Raw genomic sequence first — 20365 nt, forward strand, 5'->3', positions numbered from 1 at the left:
TCCAGCTCGTCAGAACAGGTCGAAGTACTCACGGTGTTCCCAGTCGGTGACCGTGCGCTCGAACCGGGCGATCTCGGCTCGTTTGACGGCGGCGTAGTAGGCGACGAACTGCGCGCCCATCGCGGTGGTCAGCGCCGTGTCCGCCTCCAGCGCGTCGACGGCCTCGCGCAGGTTCGCGGGCAGCCGGCCGGCTTCGGTCGTGTACGGGTCGTCGGCCGACTGCGGCAGCGCCAGCGCGCCGTCGACGCCCTCCAACCCCGAGTGCAGCTGCGAAGCCATGTAGAGGTACGGGTTCGCGGCCGACTCGCCGACGCGGTTCTCGATGTGCGTGGACCCGTCCTCGGCCCAGCCGACGAGCCGGATCATCGCACCGCGGTTGTCCCGCGCCCACGCGATCCGGTCGGGCGCCATCGAGTACGGCGCGAACCGCTTGTAGCCGTTGATGGTCGGATTCGCGAACACGCAGGCCGCGCTCGCGTGCGCGAGCTGACCGGCGATGAACTGCCCGCCCAGCGCGGAAATCGGGCCCTCGCCGTCGGCCGGGACGAACGCGTTGCGCCCGCCCTCGTGCTCGACCAGGCTCTGGTGCAGGTGCCAGCCGCTCGACTTGCTGTCGGGGATCTGCGGACGGCACATGAACGTCGCGTGGTAGCCGGTGCGGCGCGCCAGCTGCTTGACGGCGCTGCGCAGCAGCACCATCGCGTCGGCCGACGCGAGCCCGGCCGCCGGGTCGAGCGTGACCTCCAGCTGGTTGGCACCCAGCTCCACCTCGATGCTGCGCAGGTGGATGCCCATCTGGCCCAGTACGTCGCGGATGCGGCTGGTGACGGGCTCGACCTCGTCGCCGAGGTTCTCGCTGAGCAGCTGGTTGCCCTGGTTGATCGGCTCGACGGGCGTGGGGGTGGTGGTGCAGCGGCCGATGCCGTCGCCGTTGGGGTCGTGCTCGGCCCGGCGGTAGAGGTGGAACTCGATCTCGAGGCCGGTCACGTAGTCGAACCCGGCCGCGCCGGCGCGCTCCAGCGCCGTGCGGAACACCCCGCGGCTGCAGAAGGGCACCTGTTCGCCGTTCTGGAACCGCAGGTCGCACAGCAGCCGGGCGGTGTTCTCGGCCCACGGCACGAGGTGGAACGTCGTGGGGTCCGGCACCATCACCACGTCGGCCGCGCCCGCCATCTCGGCGACGCCGAGGCCGCCGTCGGCGTTGAACGCGGAGAACACGGTGGTGCCGGAGGTGTCCTTCGACAGCAGCGTCGACACGCAGGTGAGTCCACTTCGGAACACGCTGGGCAACGCACTCGCCGGGACGGTCTTGCCGTGCAGCACGCCGTGCTGGTCCACGAAGGACACCCGCAGCGTCCTGATGCCCTCAGCCTCGACGCGGGCGGCGACCGCTCTGGCGGCGTCCTGCTGCTCTTCGGTCCACAGCCCGTACTTCTCGATGAACCCCATGGCCGCGGCCCTCAGCCCTGCGAACGGTCGTAGGCGTCGGGCGAGGCCGAGCGATCGGGTTCCAGCTCCGAGCCGGGCACGCCGGCCGGCCCGGTCGCGAGCGCCGCCTGCAGGTGCGAGGCCCACGGGCTCGCCTTGCGCAGATCGGCGATCGAGCTCGCCCAGTAGTCCTCCCACTCGCCGGTGGGGCCGATGCCGTCGAGCGGGATCGGGCCGCGGCTTTCGACGTCGGCGCTGTCCTTCAGCAGTGTGTCGGGGCTGCCGCCCTCGGCCACGGTGTCGATGGCCTGCAGCGCCATCCGGCGGTAGGTCACGATCGCGCGGTCGGAGCGGCTGAGGTGCTCGCGGCTGCGGTCGTAGACGTAACCCTGGCCCTCGACGGCCATCTGGTCGTGGACGTTGATGTCCCGCCCGAGGCCGGTGTAGGTCTGGGTGCGCTGCTCCTCGAAGTCGAACCGGTAGTTGTTCGCGCGGTTGCGCACCGGCTTGTAGTCGGGCAGCGTGATGCCGTCGAGCCGCTGCTCGCGCATGGTCTGCTGGTCCACGGGCTCGTCCAGGCTCGTGAACATCGCGTACCAGTAGCAGGACACGTCGTCGATCGGCACGTGCCACTGCGTGATCGCCATGGTCGAGCTCAGCGGGATCGTGATGCCGTGCGGGAAGACCTGGTGGGTGATCCGCACGTGGGTCGACGAACCGTCGAGGCCGTCCTTGTCGAGCTTGCGCAGGGCCACGATCCGCTGGCCGTACTCGGTGCGGGCGTTGAGGATCTCGGGACGGCCGTACTCGCGCAGGATCTTCGTCATCGGCAGGTTCGTGCCGAGGGAGGCGCCGCGGAACTGCTTGCCGTAGCTGTCGGCGGTGTCCTCGTCCTCCTCGAACCGGTGGAGGTAGGAGGCGTGGGCCGGGTCGATGCCGACCTCCAGCGCCTGCAGCCAGTTGCAGTCGAGGTACCCCTTGAACGCGAAGGTGTACTGGGCCGGTGCGATGAAGCAGTCGAGCGCGGGCAGGTTCGGCGGCTCACCTTCGCCGAGGTAGCCCCACACGACGCCGTTGCACTCCCGCACCGGGTACGACCGGATCTTCACCTTGTCCTTGAGCTTGCTGTCCTCGGGCTCGGCCGGAGTGTCCATACAGGACCCGTTGCCGTTGAACAGCCAGCCGTGGAAGTAGCAGCGCAGGCCACCGTCTTCCAGACGGCCCAGGGAGAGGTCGGCGCCGCGGTGGGCGCAGCGGCGGTCGATGAGCCCGAGCGAACCGTCGGCGTTCTTGAACAGCACCAGGTCTTCGCCGAGCACCCGCAGCGGGACCACGGGGCGTTCGGTCGCCAGCTCTTCGGTCAGCGCCACCGGCTGCCAGTACAGCCGCATCCAGTCACCGCCCGGGGTGCCGGGCCCGGTTTCGGTGATCTTCCGGTTGTCGTCCGCGCGCATGACAGCGTTCTCCTCGCGACCTCGTCGTCCAGCGTGGTGGGCCGGTAGTTCAGGAAAGATGTTCAATTAACGAACACTTGGTTCTGATGTGAGCACTGTAGGCACGCCCACTCGATCGCCGCAAGGGTTGCCCGAGGGTTGGTGCTATATTTTGTGACATAGTGTGCGTTAATCGAACGAGCACTGGAGAGTGCCCACCGGCAGCAGAGGGAACGGAGCCAGGTCGAGTGTCGAAGCTCAACGCGCGGGACGAGGCCCGCCGGGCGGCCCGCGAAGTGGACGGCAACAACCGCGCGGACTACTCGGAAGCCCTGGAACGCGGCCTGCTGGTGCTGACCGCGTTCGACCACACCGACGAACGGCTCACGCAGGCACAGCTGGCGCGCAAGCTCGAACTGCCGCGTGCGACCGTGCGCCGGGCCTTGCTCACGCTGGCGCACCTGGGCTACGTGGTGGCCGACGACAAGGCGTACCGGCTGGCCCCGAAGGTGCTCACGCTCGCGTCGGCGTACCTGACCACCAACCCCGTGAGCCAGGTGTTGCAGCCGCAGTGCGACCGGCTGGCCGAACAGTTCCAGGCCTCGTGCACGGCGGCGGTCCTCGACGGGCCGGTGGCCGTGATGATCGCGCGGGCACTGCCGCGCCACACCCTGCCGATCGGATCCGGTCTCGGGTTCCAGGTGCCCGCCGCGCAGTCGGCGCTGGGGCTCGTGCTGCTCAGCGGACTCGACGACGAGCGCCGCCACCAGCACCTGGTGAAGCACGCCGGCCTCGACGACGCCGGCGTGGCGGCTTTGGAGAAGAAGATCGCGGAAGTCGGCGAGGCCGGTTCGGCCTACGTCGCCCACGAGGTCGAGGCCGGGTTCCACTCGGCCGCGGTGCCGCTGCGCCGCTGGGACGGCACGCCGATCGCCGCGCTCAACATCGGCACCAGCGTGGAGCGGATGTCCGAGGCGGACATGCGGGAACGCGTGCTGCCGGTGTTGCGGGAAACGGCGGAGGAATTGCAGCCGCGGCTCGTGTGATTCCCCGGGGCGGCGAAACCCTTGGCGGGCCGGTGTTTCCGGACGGGCGTCGCGGGGCGGGCGATTCGGGTAATTAAGTTGCAACTGTTGACTGTAACGCAACTCCGACATTACTGTCCCTCACACCGATCACCCGGGAGTTCCCGGACACCCTCCCACCGCGGGCGCTTTCGCCGTACCTTCCCGAAGGACTGAGCATGGAGATCCACGAAGCGCTGTACACCACCCGGATGATGCGCCGGATGCGGAAGGACCCGATCCCGCTCGACGTGCAGAACCGGATCCTCGACGCGGCGATCCGGGCTCCCAACGGCGGCAACACGCAGCGGTGGCACTTCCTCGCCGTGGACGACCCCGCGACGAAGCAGGAGCTCGCCGAGCTCTACCGCGAGTGCCGCGCCCGCGAGTACCGCGACATCGCGGCCGGCGCCCTGGGCACCACCCGCCACGATTCCGAAGCGCACGCCGCGACGATGCGCAAGATCAAGGCCTCGGGTGACCACTTCGCGGCCCACTTCGCCGAAATCCCACTGCTGCTGTTCGTCTTCGCCATCGACGACCACGGCGGCGCCAACATCTACCCCGCCATCTGGAGCGCCCTGCTCGCCGCCCGCGCCGAAGGCGTCGGGGGCGTGATCACCACGGTCCTGCGCTACGAAGCGGACACCGTGCTCAAGCTGCTCGGCGTCCCCGAGGGCGAAGGCTGGGAGATGACGGCCATGCTGGCGATGGGCTACCCGCTCGGCCGCTGGGGCGTCGCGGCCAACCGCAGGCCGGTGCACGAGGTGAGCAGCCGCAACCGCTGGGGCAGCCCGATCGGCACCACCACCGCCGGCCCACTGTGGGACTTCCCGGAGGACTGACCACAAAGGACTCTCCACCCCCTCGGGGTGCCGCCGGACCGCTCCCATCCTCGTGCCCGGCGGCACCCCGGCCCGCTAGGCGACAGGTCTTGCCCGCTCGCCGGCCCGAACGCGCCCTGATCACCGCTACCGGTCTGGTGCGCCAGGCGAGTCCCCCCTCAGAGCTTCACCGCACGCCACCACTTCACGACAGACCGCCCCCGCGGAGCGGCGAGATCGCGCAAGCCATCCGGCTGCCCCCGGCGCTGACTGTTCACACCCGCATTGCTCCCCGCGGGCCGGTGCGCAACGGTGAGATTTCGCAATCCCCACAGTGCGATCTGAGGCCAAGCCTGACAACCCGCGCCGCCTTCGCGCGGCGACACCGCGAATTGGCAACCCGCGGGCTTCGCGACCCCGCGGCGGCCAAGGCGCAGCCGACACCGCCCGCGGCCGATATCCGTCCGAAGTGCACTGTCCACCACCGACTCGCCGATCCGGCGAGAACCACCACTCCACACCGCGATGCCGACAACGTCGTCGCACCAGCGAAGGGAATTCCCGTGACCACTTCGAGATCCCCGGAGATACCACTCGTCACAGTGGACCGGACCGAGCCGCGGTACCGGCCCGTGCTGGCGTGGACGGTGCTGCTCCTGCTGGCCGTGTTCATGATCCTGAACTTCGCCGACCGCATCTCACTGGCGCTGGCCGCGCAGCCGCTGATCAAGGAGCTGCACCTGTCGGCGTCGCAGTTCGGGTTGATCAGCAGCTCGTTCTATTTTCTGTACAGCATCAGCGCCGTCGGTGTCGGGTTCCTCGCGACGCGGCACGTGCCGCTGAAGTGGCTGCTGTTAGTCATGTCGCTGCTGTGGGCGGCCACGCAGCTGCCGGTGTTCTTCTTCGCGGGCGGCGGCGTGCTGCTCGGCACCCGCATCGGGCTCGGCGCGGCCGAGGGGCCGGCGACGGCGGTCGCCAACTCCACCGCGTACAGCTGGTTCCCGCGGGAGAAACGCGGGCTGCCCACCGCGGTCCTCACCTCGGGCGCGTCGCTCGCGAAGATCGTGGCCGCTCCCCTGCTGACGCTGCTGATCGTGCGCTCCGGCTGGCGGTCGGCGTTCCTGGCGCTGGGTCTCGCGGGATTGGTGTGGTGCGCGGTGTGGCTGTTCGCGGGACGCACCGGCCCCTTCGCCGTGACGCCGGCGGCGCCGCGGAAGGAAGAACGCGCGGAGCGCCGCCGGACGTTCCTGAAAGTGGCCACCAGCCGCACGTTCATCGTGCTGCTGATCGCGACCTACCCGATGTACGCGCTGATCTCCGTGGTGTTCAGCTGGTTCCCGTCCTACCTGCAGGCGGGCCTGCACTTCTCGCCGATCACGTCGGGTTTCCTGTTCGGCTTGCCCAGCGTGATCGGCATGGTGTTCATGCTCGGCTCAGGCTGGCTCACCGACCGGCTGCTCGCGCGCGGCGTTTCGGCGCGCGTGGCCCACGGCCTGGTGCCCACGCTGGCACTCGCGCTGGGCGGCGTCCTCCTCGCCGTGCTCCCGCTGGCCGGCAGCTCCCGCTACCTCGCGTACTTCGTGCTCGTCGCCGGTTACTGCCTCACGCTCGTGGCCCAGCCGATCGTGTACGCGGCGATCGGCACGGCGGCCGCGCCCTCGCAGCGCACCAGCGTGCTGAGCCTGTTCATCGCGCTGCAGAGCACGTCGGGCATCATCGCGCCGTGGGCGACCGGCGCGCTGCTCGACCACGCCGACAACCAGGTCGACGGGTACAACACGGCCTTCGTGGTGATCGGCATCCTGTGCGCGGTCGGCGGGGTGGTGGCGGCCTTCTTCGTCGATTCCGGCCGCGATTCGGCCCGCGATTCGGAACGGGCCTGACGCGCCTGCACCCCCACCGGGGGAGCGTCCGGTGGGGGTGCCGCGTGGCCGGGTCAGACCCGCGCGATCAGCTTGATCTCCACGAGCTGCTCGGGAAAGGCGAGTCGCGTCGTGCCGACCAAGGTGCTGGCGACCCGCGGGTCCTCCCGCCCGTAGGCCGCCTTGCGCACGGGACCCGCCACGGCGAAGGCCGCGTCGATGTCGAGCACGTAGAGCACCTCTTCGACGACGTCGGCCAGCGACGCGCCGAAGCGCTTCAGCAGCTCCGCCGCGTTCTCGTACGACCGGCGCATTTGCGCCTCCATCGCCGAGAAGTCCGTGACCGCGCCGTTCTCGTCCACCGGCGCGGGCGCGACGAGCTGGTCGCCGTCGTGCGCCAGCTGGCCCGAGACGTAGATGGTGTCTCCGTGCTTCACCGCCTGGGCGTAGCCGTAGATGCCTTCCCACGGGACACCGAAGTTCTCCGTGGCCCTTTCGATCGGCTTGGTCATGGGGTCAGCCTTCCTGCTGCGTGATCATCACCGCTGGGCCGAACACTACGAGTGGCTTCGCCCTGGTCACCAGACGTGTCGATGCCAGAATGGGCAAGGATCGTGCCACTGCGTAACCTGGCGGGAGGGAGCCGTCGCGCTCCGGATCCGGAGGAGAGCCCTTGTCCCGCACCGAGCAGCTGACCGTGGCGCTCCTCGCCGTGCCCCGGGTCATCCCGCTCGACTTCAGCATCCCCGCCCACGTCCTCGGCGGTCAAGCCGGTTACCGCGTGCTCGTGTGCGGCCACGAGCGGGACGCCGCGGCCGGCATCACGCCCGGCCACCCGCTCGCCGGCGCACCCGAGGCCGACATCGTGATCGTGCCGGGGTACGACGAACCGGAAGCACCGCTGCCCGAGGAGTACCTCGACGCGATCCGCCGCAGCGCCGACCGCGGCGCGCGGGTGGTCGCGATCTGCACCGGCACGTTCGCGCTCGCCCAGGCGGGGATCCTCGACGGCCGCGAAGCGACCACGCACTGGCGCTTCCTCGCGTCGCTGCGCGAGCGCTACCCGGTGGTGCGGGTGATCGAGAACCAGCTCTTCGTGGAGGACGGCCAAATCCTCACGTCGGCGGGCGCCGGGGCGGGCATCGACGCGTGCCTGCACCTGATCCGCACCGACTTCGGCGAGGCGGCCGCGCACGAAGCCGGCAAGGACGTCGTCGCCGCGCCCGCCCGCGACGGTGCGCAGCCGCAGTACGTCGACGTGCTCGCGTCGCCGCGGGCGAACCTGTCGGCCACGCGCACCTGGGTCATGGAGCACATCGGCGATCCGATCACGGTGCAGCGCATGGCCGACCGCAGCAACCTGCCGCGCCGCACGTTCATCCGCCACTTCGAGCTCGAAACGGGCATGTCGCCGATGCGCTGGGTCGTCAGCCACCGCATCCTCAGCGCGCGCCGGCTCCTCGAGACGTCCGACTGGCCGATCGAACGCATCGCCGCGACCACCGGGTTCGGCACGGCGGCCAACTTCCGGGCCATCTTCCGGCGCGAGGTGGGCACCACACCGACCACCTACCGCCGCACCCACTCGGTGAACGGCCGCACCCCGGAAGGGCTCACGGCCGACCCGCGCTGATCACTCTCCGCACGTCCACAAAGGACTGTTACCGGACCCGGTGAGACCCGTTACCCGCCGGTGACGGAGCCATGACGGTCCGGTGCGACGCGCCCAGGACCGTTGCTCGCGTGATCAACCAACTCACTGCGTGTGCAGCTGTGACACTGGTCGCCGCGGGGGTGTTCGCCGCTCCCGCCTCGGCGGCGCCCGCCGCGCCGGCACTGGACTGGAAACCGTGCGGGGAGGTCTTCGAGGACTGGGCGGCCGCTTCGCAGGGCGACACCACAATGGACTGCGCCACGGTCGCCGTGCCCGTCGACTACTCGAAACCCGATGGGCGCAAGCTCACCGTCGCCGTCTCCCGGTTGAAGGCCACCGATCCGGCCATGCGCAAGGGCGCGATCGTGGTGAACCCCGGCGGGCCCGGTGGCTCCGGGATCACCTACCCGCTGCGCCTCGCCTCCCGCGGGCTCGCGCCTCTGCACGCCGACTTCGACCTGATCAGCTTCGACCCGCGCGGCGTCGGGTACAGCGACCGGATCGACTGCGACGTCGACTTCCACGCCGATCCCCCGCCGACGGCCACGGACCAGGAGTTCCTCACGGCGGTCTTCGACGCCAACGCGAAGTTCAACGAACAGTGCGCGGCGAAGGACCCCGGCTTCGTCCACCAGCTGACCACCGCGAACGTCGCCCGTGACGTCGACTCGATCCGCGCCGCGATGGGCGAGCAGAAGATCGGCTTCTACGGTGCTTCCTGGGGCACAGCGCTCGGCGCGGAGTACCAGACGCTGTTCGACAGCCACGTGTCGGCCATGTGGCTCGACTCGGTGATGCCGCCGTCGATGAACCTCGCCGCCATGGACGACGACGTCGCGAACGTGCGGGAGAAGCGAGCCGCCCAGTTCTTCGACTGGCTCTCCCGCCACGACGCGGAGTACCACTTCGGCACCGCGGCCGCTGCGGTGCGCGCGAAGTTGTTCGCCTTGCGCGACGAACTCGCGAAGAACCCGCGGGAGGCCGGCGACACCTACTACAACGGTCGCTCGGTCGGCGACCTGATGATCTCTTCGGTCGAGGGGTTCACCGACGCGGCGACGTCCCTCGCCGAACTGCAGGAAGGTGGCACTCCGCAAGGGCCGGCCCCGGCTCGGGCCACCACCCAGCGGCGCTTCGGCGCGGACGACGGGTTCGACTCGTTCAACGTCCTGCAGTACAACGCCGTGATGTGCAACGACGGCACCGGCAGTCGCGACGCGAACGAGATCTGGGCCGACGTCCAGCGCCGGGTGCGGACCGACCCGGTCAGCGGGTACCGGGCCGACACCGCCCTCTACTGCGGCAGCTGGCCTTGGGCGGCGCAGCCGTGGCAGCTCACCCCGGGGCACAGCCCGCTGCAGCTGTCCGGTCACCTCCAAGAGGACACCACGCCGTACCCGTGGGCGGTGGCGATGCACAAGCAGGTCGGCGGCGGCCTGCTCACCATCGACGACGACACCCACGCCTCGCTGCCCGACCGGCCGTGCGCGCAGCAGGCGATCGACTTCTTCCACACCGGCCGCCCGCAGAACGGAGAATGCCGGTGAAACCGACGTTCCTGCGCCGCACTCTGCTTGTCCTCGCAGCGGCGGCCGCGGCGCTCGCCACCGCGGGCCCGGCGTCAGCCGCATCGGCCACGTTCGCCGGCACCGCGAGCGTCCGCGGCTGCTCGGGGTTCCTCGTGGGCTCGCCCGCGTCGCAGCCCGGCGACCCGGCGCTCGTGCTCACCAACGGCCACTGCTTCGACGGCACCCGGCCCGTCCCGGGCGAGGTGCTGACCGACCGGCGGACGAACACGCCGGTGAACCTGCTCGACCCGGCGGGTGACCGGGCAGCCGTGGTCGTGGCCACGAAAGCCTTGTACGTCAGCATGACCGGCACGGACGTCACATTGTCCCGGCTCGACCGCACGTACGCCGACCTCGACCGCGACTACCACCTGCGTCCGCTGCAGCTTTCGACGCAGCGGCCGACGCCGGGCACGGCGATCGAGGTCGTTTCCGGCGCGCTGAAGCAGAAGTACTCGTGCCGGCTGGACGGGCTCGTGTACCGCGTGCTCGAGTCCGGGTACTCGACGACCGACGTGCTGCGGTACGCGCCGGAGTGCACGACGGGCCCGGGCACGTCGGGCTCGCCCGTGATCGACGCGGCCACGGGGCAGGTGATCGGGATCAACAACACCAGCAACCGCAACGGCGGGCAGTGCACGGTCGACAACCCCTGCGAGATGGACCGGTCCGGCGCGATCAGCGTCCACAAGGGAATCGGCTACGGGACCGAGACGTACTGGTTCACCATGTGCCTCGGCGCGGGCAGTCGGCTCGACCTGAGCAAGCCCGGCTGCCTGCTGCCCCGGCCGGGCCAGACTTCGTCAACCGGAAGTGTGCGCCGAAATCATTGACAGCCACCGCGCGCACTGCCTACGGTTTCGTAGCACATCGATGTGTCGTGAAATGAGGGAGTGCCCACCGTGACTTCGCCGAAGGTCGCCATCATCTACTACAGCTCGACGGGCACGGTTCACGCGCTCGCGCAGGAGTACGCCGCCGGAGCCGAGGACGCGGGTGCCGAGGTGCGCGTGCGGCGCGTGGCCGAACTCGCGCCGCCGGAGGCGATCGCGTCGAACCCGGCGTGGCAGGCGCACCACGACGCCGTGCGCGCCGAGCCGGTGGCGACGACCGACGACGTCCTGTGGGCCGACGCGGTGGTGTTCGGCTCCCCCACGCGGTTCGGCAACGTGTCGGCGCAGCTCAAGCAGTTCCTCGACACGCTGGGCGGCCAGTGGGCGCAGGGCCTGCTGGCGGACAAGGTGTACTCCGGGTTCACCTCGACCGCGACGGCGCACGGCGGCCGCGAGTCGACACTGCTGGCGCTGTACAACACGGTGCACCACTTCGGCGGGATCCTGGTGACGCCGGGTTACACCGACCCGGTGCAGTTCGCCACCGGCACGCCGTACGGGCCGTCGCACGCCGACGGGCAGGGCACGATCCCGATCAGCGACGACACGAAGGCGTCGGCCCGCTTCGCCGGGCGGCGGGTCGCGACCGTCACGCGGGACCTGCTGGCCGGCCGCGCGGCGGCCTGAATCGAGCGCCCTCGACAGTCCACTGAGGAGGGACGGCCGCGAGCCGTCCCTCCTCAGTTCTGCGCGGCTTCGACGAACGAGCTCATCAGCCGGGCGGCGTCGGTCCCGCTGAGGCCGCCGTCGCGGACGAGGGATCGCCAGGTGCCGAACGCCAGCGCGTGCCGGACGGCGGCGACCAGGAACTTCCGCCGGCCGCGTTCCGGGGCCCAGCCCGTCGAGAGGATCTTGGCGGCGGAGTCGAGGAACTCCCCCATGCTCGCGAGCGCGCGCTGGACCGCGGGCATCTCGGCGGCGTCGCGCAGGCAGTTGACGAGCATCGGCTCCACGTCCGCGTAGAAGCGGTAGAGCTCACGCAGGGCGCGCGCGAGGCGATCGGCGGGGTCGGCGACGGCCGCCCACGAGTCGAGGCTCGGCCACGGGTGGTCGGCCCAGAAGTGCGCGGAGCAGGCGGCGATCTGGTCGTCTTCGGTCGGGAAGTAGCGGTAGACGGTGTGCCGCTGCACGCCCGCGAGTTCGGCGATGCCCGCGATCGTCGTGCGCGCCGGCCCGATCGACTCGTGCAGCCGGACGATCGCCTCGGTGAGCCGGCGGCGCGTGTCCTCCATCGCGTCGGCTCGCCGGCTCATCCGGTAGGTCCGGGTCGCCTTCTCCACTGCCATCCTTCGCTCCTCGCCGCACGTTCTCCCAGCCTATCGGGTTTCGTCGGTGCTACCTGGCACCCTGTCGGGCATGAGCGACGACCTGTCCGCCGAAGCCGCGGAGTTCGCCCGCCCGCTCGTCCACGGCGGCTTCACGTCGGCCGAGGACGTCGCGGTCGCGATCACGGAGTACCTCGACCCGGACGTGTCCCTCGACCAGGCCCGCGCCGTCGTCGCGCGCCTGTGGGCGGAGCGGCTCGCGCACCAGACGTCGTGGCCGGCGGTGACCGACGCCGACCGCCTGCTGAGCGCGTTCGCCGCACTGGACTCCCACGGCATCGTCGCCCGCGCCGACTTCGCGTGCTGCCAGAACTGCGGCCTCGCGGAGATCGGCGACGAAGCCGGCCCCGAGCACCGGGGCTTCGTGTTCTTCCACGAACAGGACACCGCACGGGTCGCGGAGGGCGAAGCGCTGCTGCTGTCCTACGGGCCGCTGACCGAATCGGCCGGCGGCACGGCGGCGGTAGGGCGCGAGGTCGTGTCGGTCCTGGAGGCGCACGACCTGCGCGTGGAGTGGGCCGGCGCGCCGGAGGACCGGATCAAGGTCGAGCTGGAGTGGCGGAAGCGGTTGCCGCGGAGCTGACCCCACGGGACCGGGACCCCTCCCGGACGTCCGGACCACACTCGGCGGCGGTAACCGAGTGGTGGGAGTGGGCCGGATGTACGAAGCGCCTGGGGCCGGAGAGCGACGGCGCGATCCGTGGGCCGTCGCGGTGGGCAACGCCTCGTTCCTGGGCGTGGGGTACCTGCTGCTCGGCCGGTGGCTGCTCGCCGCGCTGAACGTGATCGGCACGGTGGTCCTGGCGGTGCTGCTGGTGACCGCGTTCCCGGCCGTGTGGTTCGAAATTGTGGTGCTGGTGTGGTGGGCGGGCGGCATTCTGCACGGGTGGCTCGTGGCGGGCGGGCCCGGGCGCGGCGGCGGCCCGTGGTGGCAGTGGGTGGCCGCGGGGGCGGTCACGGTGCCGGTGCTGCTCGTGGCGGCGCTGGTCCGCATCGACGCCACGGCGATCACCGGTGAGGTGGACGCCGCGAAGGCCGCCGGCGACTGCCCGCGAGCCACGAGAGCGCTCGACCGCGTGTGGTTCGGCCACCGGCTGGTCGACGCCCCCGCCGCGGCGGCCGGCGACGCGACCACCCAAGCCTGCCGCCGCCTCGACGAAGCGAGCCACGACCTCACCGGCGGCCTGCCCGGGAACGCCGGGCAGCTGAAGGCCGGGTTCGACGCGCTGACGTCCGTGCGCACCGAACTGCCCGGCCACGACCGCATGGCCGACGTCGTCCTGGACCGGTTCCTGCACGCGCTGCCCGGCGAGAAACCGTGCGACATCGCCGTGGACACCGATTGGCTGCGCACGCGGCGCGGCAACGACGCGCGCACCACCGCGGTGCTCACGCGGGTGCGGCCGGGGGCGCTCGTCGCGTGCGGCGACCTCCTGCTGGCCGCCGGCGACTGGCAGCACGCCGAACCGCGGTACCAGCAGGCGCTCGACCAGTTCCCGGACAGCGGCGTCACCGCCAAGGCCACCGACGGCGTCAGGAAGGCCAAGCTGGCTGGCGAGCTGGCCAACGTCCGCGCCCTGCTGCAGACCTCCCAGTACTGCACCGAACCGGCCGCCTACAGCGGCGCCGCGCCGTACGGCAAGGGCACCAACCGCGCGGTCTTCACCGGCGGTGGTGACTTCACCGGCCGCCTGCCCGCCGAGTGGCGCACCGACGACCCGGCGCAGGCCGTCCTCGTCGTCTGCGCCGGTGAACCCGGGGACGGCACCGCGGTGCGGACCTGCCCGTACGAGAACAAGAGGTTCCCCGAATTCCCCGACGAGGTGACGTTCCACAAGATCGCCATCCCGGTGAAGGCCTACGAGCTGCGCACCGGGCGGCTCGTCTCCGACACCAAGATCGAGATCGGCGGCACGAGCTGCCCCGAAGTCGTGCACTACACGTCGTACCTGTACACCGACCTCGGCCCGCCGTCGGACCTGCAGGTGGAGGCGTCGGACGCCGACGTGCGCGCTGCCTTCGCCGGGCTCGTCACGCCCTGATCCACAGTGGACTCAAGTGGACGGCAGCGGCTTCCCGGGGTCCAGCTCGACGCCGCCGGCGCGGAGGGTGTCGTCGAGGATGTGCCAGGTCCAGCGGGCCAGCAGCGTGGCCAGCTCGGCCTCGTCGAGGTCACGAGGGTTCTCGAGCCACCGGGCCGTGCTCGAATCGACGAGCCCGACAACCCCGTACGCGATCGCCTCGGCGGGCCGCGTGTCCATGCCGAACAGCGCGAGGTAGCGGTCGAACAGCGTGGTCAGCTGCCGGGCGATCGCGGTCTTCACGTCGGCGACGACGTCGCGCGTGCCGGGGTGCCCCGACAGCGAGTGGCGGGTCAGGTAGCGGTAGAGGTTCGCGTGGTCGGCGAGCCAGCGCGTGTGCGCGCCGATCGCGTCCTCGATCATCCGCATCGGCGTGCCCGGCGGGTCCCACAACCCCGTGAATTCCGCGGTGATCAGCTCACCCGCCCGTTCGGCGATGGCGCGTTGCAGGTCGGTGGCGTCCGCGAAGTGCTTGTACAGTCGCGTACGCGCGACGCCCGCCTCCTCGGCGATCTGCTCCGTCGACACGTCGGGCCCGTAGCGCGCGATCGCCCGCAGCCCCGCCTCCACGAACTCCCGGCGGCGCCGTTCCCGCTGGCCGGCCCAGCGCGCCGCCCGCCCGTCGGCCTTGCGCGGGGAGCCCGGAGACGTCATCGGCGGGAAGTGTAGCGCCGCCGGGAATATCAGGTACACTTCTGTACCTGTTACTTTGGGTATCGGTCGATCACGGGGAGTGGCCGAACCGCCCGGAGAAACGAGGGGAACAGCAGGGGGAAACATGAGTCACCCGGAAACGCCGATCTTCGAAACCTTGATCACCGAAGCCGGCCTCGACTGGCCCGACGAGCAGCCGCCCGACGAGCCGTCCTGACGCGGGAGCCCAGCGCTCACTCGCACACCGAGATCGGCGAGCAGCCGGTTCAGCACGTTCTCGTTGCCGGGCAACGAGAAATGGTCCACGCCGGGGTTGTCGGCCAGGTGGTAGGAGCAACACGCCATCCCCGCCCACACCCGGCTGGCCTCGTTGGTGAGGTCCTCCTGGTTGCCGTCGCCATCACGCGTGATCATCGTGGCCGGTCCCCCGGCGACCTGGCCGACGGTGAGGTTCGGCAGCCGCGCGCCCACGACCGTCGGCACGCCCGAGCCCTTTTCGGCGGTCACGTCGACGTCCGGGAAGTGCGCGGGATCGGTGAACTTCACGAAGCCGACGTAGTACTTCGCCAGTGCCGCCGCGACGGGCAGGTGCGCGTCGGCGAACAGGCGCGGGTAGTCGGCCGGGGTGTAGGAGCGGCCGGTGGATTCGTCGGTCACCACGGTTTCGCGGCGGCCGAACACCTTCGGGTCGGCGGCGCTCAGGTACGTCGACGGCGCGGTCAGGTACATCCCGGCGCTGCTGCGTGCGTTCTCCGGCGTGGTGGGGTTTGTGAAGTCAAGGACGTTGAGCCCGGTGAACACCGTCGAGTACAGCAGCCCTTGTCCGGGCAGGTTGCCGGCTATCGAGGTGAAACCCTGGACGTAGCGGGCGCGCCAGGCGGGACTCGTGTGCGTGAGCAGGTACTGGGCGTAGAGCGGGCCGTTGGAGTGACCGACGAGCCGCACGGGCCGGTCGCCGTTGTCGCGCGAGGTCCGCTCGACCAGGGCCTTGGTGCGCTCGGCGAACCCGCCGAGGTCGGGCGTGAGGCGCGCGTCGTAACCGGCGACGCGGATGTCGCGGTCACGCCGGTAGCCGTGGGCTTCGAGGGTGCGGTACAGCGGTTCGTAGAACGGCGCACTGGCGGTCTTGCCGTAGCCGAGCACCCGCACGTCGACCCCCGGCTGCTCGGAGAAGCGCGCGGGCATGGGCACGAACGGGTCGCTGCGGTAGCGCAGGGTCAGCAGTTCGTCCTGGCAGACCTGGCTGAACGTGGTGCTCGGGTGATCGTTGCGGTAGTAGTCCACGAAGGAGCCGGACCGCGGACACGCCGGGTCGGTGGCCTGGCCGTGGACCATGACCTGGAGCTTGGTCAGGCGGAAGGCCGGGAAGAGGACGACGGGGGTGCGCCCGGGCGAGGCGGACGCCGCCGGCGCCACCGCGGCCCCGCCGAGCACGACGAGCGCGAACGCGATCACCACGCGCAGTGTTTTTCCGATCACCCGATGAACTTCCCCCGAGGTTGATCTTGGTGTCAAGCGTCGCGGCGGGTGAATGGCCGTTCGACCCTCCACTGTGGACACGGTACAAAGGAGCCATGACACCAGCGGTGGGCGTCGTCGCGCGGCCCGACCTCGAGATCGGGGAGTTCGTCGCGTACGCGCGACAGGCGGAGCGGCTCGCGTTCGACGAGCTGTGGGTGGTGGAGGACTGCTTCTTCCGCGGGGGCGTCGCGCAGGCGGCGGTGGCGCTCGCGAAGACGGAGCGCATCCGGATCGGCGTCGGGGTATTGCCCGCGGGCGCGCGGAACCCGGCGTTCGCGTGCCTGGACCTCGCGACGCTCGCCGGGTTGTTCCCCGGCCGGCTGCTCGTCGGGATCGGGCACGGGATGCCGGAGTGGTTGCGGCAGGTGGGGGCGTGGCCGGCGAGTCCGCTGACACTGCTGCGCGAATATTTCACGACCGTGCGGGCGATCCTGGGCGGCGCGTCCGTGACCTTCGACGGCCCCGCGGTCCGGTTGCGGGACGTGCGGTTGCAGAGCCCGCCGGCCGTGGTGCCGCCGCTGTTCGCGGGCGTGCGCGGGCCGAAGTCGCTCGCGGTGGCGCGTGAAGTGGCCGACGGGACGATCCTGGCCGAACCGGTGACGCCCGAGTACCTGCGGGCCGTGCGCGAGATCGTCGGGGCGGACCACGAACTGGTGGCCTACAACGTCGCGGCGGTGGACGACTCCCCCGCGCGCGCCCGGGCCCTGGCGCGGCCGGCGCTGGCGGCGATCGGTGAGCCGGATTGGGCGCCGCACGTGGCGCCGCTGCCGTTCGCTCGCGAATTCGCCGAGCTGCGGGCGCGGTCGGCGTCGCGCGAGGAGTTCGCCGCGGCGTTGCCGGATGACTGGGTCGACCAGCTGGCGGTCGTGGGCACCCCGGCGGACGCGGCGGTGCGGATGGCGACATTGACAGCGGCCGGCGCGGGGCACGTCGTGCTCATCCCGGCAGGCCAGGACCTGGTCGCGCTCGCGCGGGTGCTGCCGTATCGCTGACCGGAACGGTGGGGGTTCGAAAGCCGCTCAGAAACGGTAAAGTAGGCGACAAAGCCCAGTTCACCCACGTTCCCACCAGCGGAACACCAGCAGAATCCCGAGGACTACCGGTTTGAACACCCACAGTACCGCCGGACGCAAGCCCGCCGCTTCGCCCGACAGCTCCGGCACCGAAGCGGCCGCGCGGGTCGCCGACGTCCTCCTGCTGTTCACCGGCGGCCCCCGGTACCTGGGGGTGAGCGCGATCAGCCGCGAGCTCGGCCTGGCGAAGGCCGTGGTGCACCGGATCCTGCAGTCGCTGGTGTCACGCGAAATGCTGGCGACCGACCCGGGCGTGGCGGGCTACCGCCTCGGCCCGGCCGCGGTCGCGCTGGGCGCGAGCGCGCTGCGCCGCTTCGACGCGCGCACCGTCGCCACGCCGGTGCTCAGGCGGCTGCGCGACGAAACCGGCGAGACGACGACGTTGTCCGGCCTGGTCGGCGACGAGCGGGTGTACCTCGACCAGTTCGAAAGCCCGCGCGAGATCAAGATGACGGTCGAGATCGGGCGGCGGTTCCCGTTGCACGCGGGGTCTTCGGGGAAGGTGATCCTGGCGTTCCTGCCGGGTGATCGGCGGGAAGCGTTGCTGGCTCGCGAGTTGCCGGCGTTGACGGAGAAGACGATCACGGCTGCGGATGAACTGCGCGGGGTGCTCGCGGAGACGGCTCGGGAGGGGGTTGCGGTGTCCCTTGGGGAGCGGCAGCCGGGGGCCGGGTCGGTGGCGGCGCCGCTGTTCGGGCCGGATGGGGAGGTGCACGGATCGATCAGTGTTTGCGGGCCGCAGTACCGGTTCACGCCGGATGTGGTGGTGAGGTACCGGGCGTTGGTGAAGGAAGCTGCGGGGGAGATTCGGGATAGTTGGGCTTGGTTGAGGGAGAGTGGGGATGTTGGGGGGAGGTGAGGGGGGTCATGTCTGGGGGGTTGGGTTGTGGTGCGGTTGGGTTGTGGTGGGGATGCGGTCCTGCGCGGGGGCGTGTTGCGGTGCGTAGGCACCCCGAAGCTCGAGTGTGACTACGGCCGCTGACCCCGTGTCAAGGCGGGAAAGCGTGCCTTGACACGGGGTCGGCGGCCGTGTGGAAGCTTCGGATCGAGGTGCCGGGCAGGGACTGGGCGCATCGTCTGTTGCCTAGTTCGGCGGCGGTGTCGTATGCGCGTGGTCAGCTGCCGTTTCGAGGTGCCGGGCAGGGGCTGGGCGCATCGTCTGTTGCCTAGTTCGGCGGCGGTGTCGTATGCGCGTGGTCAGCTGCCGTTTCGAGGTGCCGGGCAGGGGCTGGACGCATCCTCAGTTGGGTGGTCGGGCGGCGGTTGCGTATGCGCGTGGTCAGCTGCCGTTTCGAGGTGGCGGGCTGGGCGCATTCTTGGATGCCTAGTTCGGCGGCGGTTGCGTATGCGTGGTGCGTCGCCGGTCGAGGTGGCTGGCGGGCTGGGCGCATCCTTTGTTGCGTAGTTTCTTGCGGTGCGTGGTGGATTTTGTTCCGTGGGACGGGCGGGGGGTCCCTGCGAACCGCGAGGGGCCCGCCCGCCTCGTGTGGTGAAGAGGGTCAGCGACCGCGCTTCACGTATTTGCCGATGGGGTCGCCGGTGATTTTGCCGTCGGTGTAGACGTGGTGGCCGCGGACGAAGGTGTCGGTGACTTTGGCGGTCATGTCGAAGCCTTCGAACGGGGTGTATTCCTGGGTGGACTCCGAGTCGGCGGCGTGGACGGTCCAGTGGACGTCCGGGTCGACCAGGGCGAAGTCGGCGTCGTAGCCTTCGGCGATGGTGCCCTTGCGGGTGAGGCCGTAGCGTTTCGCGGGGTTGGTGGAGGTCAGCTGGGCGATGCGCTGCAGCGACAGGCCGCGTTTGGTGCCTTCGCCCACCAGGCCTGGCAGGAGGTATTCGGCGCCGCCGAAGCCGGATTTGGCGAGGAAGACGTCGTCGCGGTCCGCGCCGAACTTGAGTTCGTCGCGGCAGCACGCGTGGTCGCTCACGATCCAGTCGACCTCGCCGGCCAGGACGTGGCGCCAGAGGGCCTCGACGTCTTCGCGTTCGCGCAGCGGCGGGTTCACCTTGCCGCCGATGCCGGACGCGGTGTCGACGTCCGCGAGCAGGTGGCCGATCGTCACCTCGCGGCGGAAGTCGATGTGCGGGAACGCCGAAGCCATCGTCAGCGCCGCCGACAGGGCCTTCTCCGAAGACAGGTGCAGCAGGTTGATGTTCGGCAACCCGGTCTCGTGCGCGAGGTACGACGCGATGGTGACCGCGAGCCCCTCGGAGTGCGGCGGCCGCGAAGCGCTGTAGGCGCGCAGGCCCGTCAGCGACTTGTCCTGCTCGACCAGCTTCGTGTACGCGGTCATGATCTCCGCCGTCTCGCAGTGCAGCGAGAGCGACAGGTGCGGCGCGTACTCCGTGAGGATCTCGCGCGCGTTCTGCACGCCGCGCATCACGAACTCGAAGTGCGCGATGTCGTAGCGCTCGTCCGGCGGGATCATCAGGAAGTCGCTCTGGCTGGTGGAGCGCCCGTGCAGGCCGTGGCTGCCGTAGAACATGAAGATCTTGAACGACGTGACGCCGTGTTCCTCGACGAGGTAAGGGATCTCCGAGATGTGCTCGGAGCTCATCGGCGCGAGGTGGAAGGCGTAGTCGACGTACGCGTTGCCCTCGGATGCCGACAGCACCTCGGGGAAGAAATCGCGGTAGCTGCCGCCCTTGTTGAGGTAGTACTGGCCCGTGCGCATGTAGGTCAGCGACGTGGTGACGCCGCCCTGCGCGCTCGCGCGGCTTTCGGTCCGGGTGTCGGTGGCGAGCTCGTTGTAGATGCCCCAGTGCTGGTGCGCGTCGACGACACCGGGGAACGCCAGCAGGCCGCGGCCGTCGACTACCCGGGCGGCGTCGTCCTCGGGCAGGTCCGGCGCCACCCGCGTGATGGTGCCGTCGGCGACGGCGATGTCCACGAGCGCCGGCTGGGTCCCGTCCGGGTCCTCCGGCCGCACGACGCGGACGTTCTTCACGAGCAGTTCCGTGGTTGCCATTCTTCTCCTCCGCTTG

General features: G+C 70.6%; 18 protein-coding genes. 11 read left to right on the plus strand and 7 right to left on the minus strand.

Features of this window, described 5'->3' with window-relative positions; genetic code table 11:
- Positions 1 to 9: 9 nt before the first annotated feature.
- Complete coding sequence (locus tag ACIA77_RS36250; RefSeq protein ID WP_395890594.1) at positions 10 to 1449, minus strand: glutamine synthetase family protein; 1440 nt, start codon at positions 1447 to 1449, stop codon at positions 10 to 12.
- 11 nt (positions 1450 to 1460) lie between these two features.
- The gene (locus tag ACIA77_RS36255; protein WP_395890596.1) at positions 1461 to 2882 is read right to left on the minus strand and encodes a Rieske 2Fe-2S domain-containing protein; all 1422 of its coding nucleotides are present in this window, start codon (positions 2880 to 2882) and stop codon (positions 1461 to 1463) included.
- A gap of 227 nt (positions 2883 to 3109) precedes the next feature.
- Between ACIA77_RS36255 and ACIA77_RS36260 the strand changes: the two genes are divergently transcribed.
- The 3 genes from ACIA77_RS36260 to ACIA77_RS36270 all read left to right on the plus strand — a co-directional run bounded on the left by ACIA77_RS36260 (position 3110) and on the right by ACIA77_RS36270 (position 6632).
- Positions 3110 to 3907: an IclR family transcriptional regulator C-terminal domain-containing protein gene (locus ACIA77_RS36260; RefSeq protein ID WP_395890597.1), complete on the plus strand. Its 798-nt coding sequence runs from the start codon at positions 3110 to 3112 to the stop codon at positions 3905 to 3907.
- 197 nt (positions 3908 to 4104) lie between these two features.
- Complete coding sequence (locus ACIA77_RS36265; protein WP_395890598.1) at positions 4105 to 4770, plus strand: nitroreductase family protein; 666 nt, start codon at positions 4105 to 4107, stop codon at positions 4768 to 4770.
- Between the two features lie 542 nt (positions 4771 to 5312).
- The gene (locus tag ACIA77_RS36270; RefSeq protein WP_395890599.1) at positions 5313 to 6632 is read left to right on the plus strand and encodes an MFS transporter; all 1320 of its coding nucleotides are present in this window, start codon (positions 5313 to 5315) and stop codon (positions 6630 to 6632) included.
- A gap of 53 nt (positions 6633 to 6685) precedes the next feature.
- On the opposite strand, the gene ACIA77_RS36275 is transcribed toward ACIA77_RS36270, so the two are convergent.
- On the minus strand, positions 6686 to 7123 hold the full coding sequence (locus ACIA77_RS36275) for a Rid family hydrolase (RefSeq protein WP_395890600.1): 438 nt from the start codon (positions 7121 to 7123) through the stop codon (positions 6686 to 6688).
- A gap of 161 nt (positions 7124 to 7284) precedes the next feature.
- Between ACIA77_RS36275 and ACIA77_RS36280 the strand changes: the two genes are divergently transcribed.
- The 4 genes from ACIA77_RS36280 (at position 7285) to wrbA (ending at position 11353) form a co-directional block, all read left to right on the plus strand.
- Entirely contained in the window at positions 7285 to 8244 is a 960-nt protein-coding gene (locus tag ACIA77_RS36280; RefSeq protein ID WP_395890601.1) for a GlxA family transcriptional regulator, read from the plus strand.
- A 140-nt stretch (positions 8245 to 8384) separates the two neighbouring features.
- Positions 8385 to 9812 (plus strand): alpha/beta fold hydrolase, encoded by a 1428-nt coding sequence (locus ACIA77_RS36285; protein ID WP_395890602.1) that lies wholly within the window; start codon positions 8385 to 8387, stop codon positions 9810 to 9812.
- Positions 9809 to 10666 (plus strand): trypsin-like serine peptidase, encoded by an 858-nt coding sequence (locus ACIA77_RS36290; protein WP_395890603.1) that lies wholly within the window; start codon positions 9809 to 9811, stop codon positions 10664 to 10666. Before ACIA77_RS36285 ends, ACIA77_RS36290 begins: the two co-directional genes overlap by 4 nt.
- A 69-nt stretch (positions 10667 to 10735) precedes the next feature.
- Positions 10736 to 11353, plus strand: coding sequence for an NAD(P)H:quinone oxidoreductase (gene wrbA / locus ACIA77_RS36295; RefSeq protein ID WP_395890604.1), 618 nt, complete (start codon positions 10736 to 10738; stop codon positions 11351 to 11353).
- A gap of 53 nt (positions 11354 to 11406) precedes the next feature.
- On the opposite strand, the gene ACIA77_RS36300 is transcribed toward wrbA, so the two are convergent.
- Complete coding sequence (locus ACIA77_RS36300) at positions 11407 to 12012, minus strand: TetR/AcrR family transcriptional regulator (RefSeq protein ID WP_395890605.1); 606 nt, start codon at positions 12010 to 12012, stop codon at positions 11407 to 11409.
- 70 nt (positions 12013 to 12082) lie between these two features.
- Between ACIA77_RS36300 and ACIA77_RS36305 the strand changes: the two genes are divergently transcribed.
- The gene (locus tag ACIA77_RS36305) at positions 12083 to 12634 is read left to right on the plus strand and encodes a DUF6891 domain-containing protein (protein ID WP_395890606.1); all 552 of its coding nucleotides are present in this window, start codon (positions 12083 to 12085) and stop codon (positions 12632 to 12634) included.
- A gap of 76 nt (positions 12635 to 12710) precedes the next feature.
- On the plus strand, positions 12711 to 14093 hold the full coding sequence (locus ACIA77_RS36310; RefSeq protein WP_395890607.1) for a hypothetical protein: 1383 nt from the start codon (positions 12711 to 12713) through the stop codon (positions 14091 to 14093).
- Between the two features lie 12 nt (positions 14094 to 14105).
- On the opposite strand, the gene ACIA77_RS36315 is transcribed toward ACIA77_RS36310, so the two are convergent.
- Both ACIA77_RS36315 and ACIA77_RS36320 read right to left on the minus strand, forming a co-directional pair.
- The gene (locus tag ACIA77_RS36315; RefSeq protein ID WP_395890608.1) at positions 14106 to 14786 is read right to left on the minus strand and encodes a TetR/AcrR family transcriptional regulator; all 681 of its coding nucleotides are present in this window, start codon (positions 14784 to 14786) and stop codon (positions 14106 to 14108) included.
- Between the two features lie 129 nt (positions 14787 to 14915).
- The gene (locus ACIA77_RS36320) at positions 14916 to 16265 is read right to left on the minus strand and encodes a hypothetical protein (protein ID WP_395890609.1); all 1350 of its coding nucleotides are present in this window, start codon (positions 16263 to 16265) and stop codon (positions 14916 to 14918) included.
- A gap of 95 nt (positions 16266 to 16360) precedes the next feature.
- Here ACIA77_RS36320 and ACIA77_RS36325 point away from each other — a divergent pair, with 95 nt between their 5' ends.
- On the plus strand, positions 16361 to 17299 hold the full coding sequence (locus tag ACIA77_RS36325) for an LLM class flavin-dependent oxidoreductase (protein ID WP_395890610.1): 939 nt from the start codon (positions 16361 to 16363) through the stop codon (positions 17297 to 17299).
- Between the two features lie 112 nt (positions 17300 to 17411).
- Positions 17412 to 18239 carry an IclR family transcriptional regulator gene (locus ACIA77_RS36330; RefSeq protein ID WP_395890611.1) on the plus strand — a complete coding sequence of 276 codons (828 nt, stop codon included), beginning with the start codon at positions 17412 to 17414 and terminating at the stop codon, positions 18237 to 18239.
- Positions 18240 to 18879: 640 nt separating this feature from the next.
- On the opposite strand, the gene ACIA77_RS36335 is transcribed toward ACIA77_RS36330, so the two are convergent.
- Entirely contained in the window at positions 18880 to 20349 is a 1470-nt protein-coding gene (locus tag ACIA77_RS36335; RefSeq protein WP_395890612.1) for a dihydroorotase family protein, read from the minus strand.
- Positions 20350 to 20365 lie beyond the last annotated feature (16 nt).

It is taken from the genome of Amycolatopsis sp. NPDC051903 (assembly GCF_044452505.1).
In the GTDB taxonomy this organism is placed as follows: domain Bacteria; phylum Actinomycetota; class Actinomycetes; order Mycobacteriales; family Pseudonocardiaceae; genus Amycolatopsis.

Excerpts from the sequence above, each read along its gene's own strand:
- ACIA77_RS36300 (WP_395890605.1), bottom strand. The coding sequence starts at position 12,012 with ATGGCAGTGGAGAAGGCGACCCGGACCTACCGGATGAGCCGGCGAGCC.
- ACIA77_RS36335 (WP_395890612.1), bottom strand. The coding sequence starts at position 20,349 with ATGGCAACCACGGAACTGCTCGTGAAGAACGTCCGCGTCGTGCGGCCG.
- ACIA77_RS36310 (WP_395890607.1), top strand. The coding sequence starts at position 12,711 with ATGTACGAAGCGCCTGGGGCCGGAGAGCGACGGCGCGATCCGTGGGCC.
- ACIA77_RS36315 (WP_395890608.1), bottom strand. The coding sequence starts at position 14,786 with ATGACGTCTCCGGGCTCCCCGCGCAAGGCCGACGGGCGGGCGGCGCGC.
- ACIA77_RS36250 (WP_395890594.1), bottom strand. The coding sequence starts at position 1,449 with ATGGGGTTCATCGAGAAGTACGGGCTGTGGACCGAAGAGCAGCAGGAC.
- ACIA77_RS36275 (WP_395890600.1), bottom strand. The coding sequence starts at position 7,123 with ATGACCAAGCCGATCGAAAGGGCCACGGAGAACTTCGGTGTCCCGTGG.
- ACIA77_RS36265 (WP_395890598.1), top strand. The coding sequence starts at position 4,105 with ATGGAGATCCACGAAGCGCTGTACACCACCCGGATGATGCGCCGGATG.
- ACIA77_RS36255 (WP_395890596.1), bottom strand. The coding sequence starts at position 2,882 with ATGCGCGCGGACGACAACCGGAAGATCACCGAAACCGGGCCCGGCACC.
- ACIA77_RS36305 (WP_395890606.1), top strand. The coding sequence starts at position 12,083 with ATGAGCGACGACCTGTCCGCCGAAGCCGCGGAGTTCGCCCGCCCGCTC.
- ACIA77_RS36325 (WP_395890610.1), top strand. The coding sequence starts at position 16,361 with ATGACACCAGCGGTGGGCGTCGTCGCGCGGCCCGACCTCGAGATCGGG.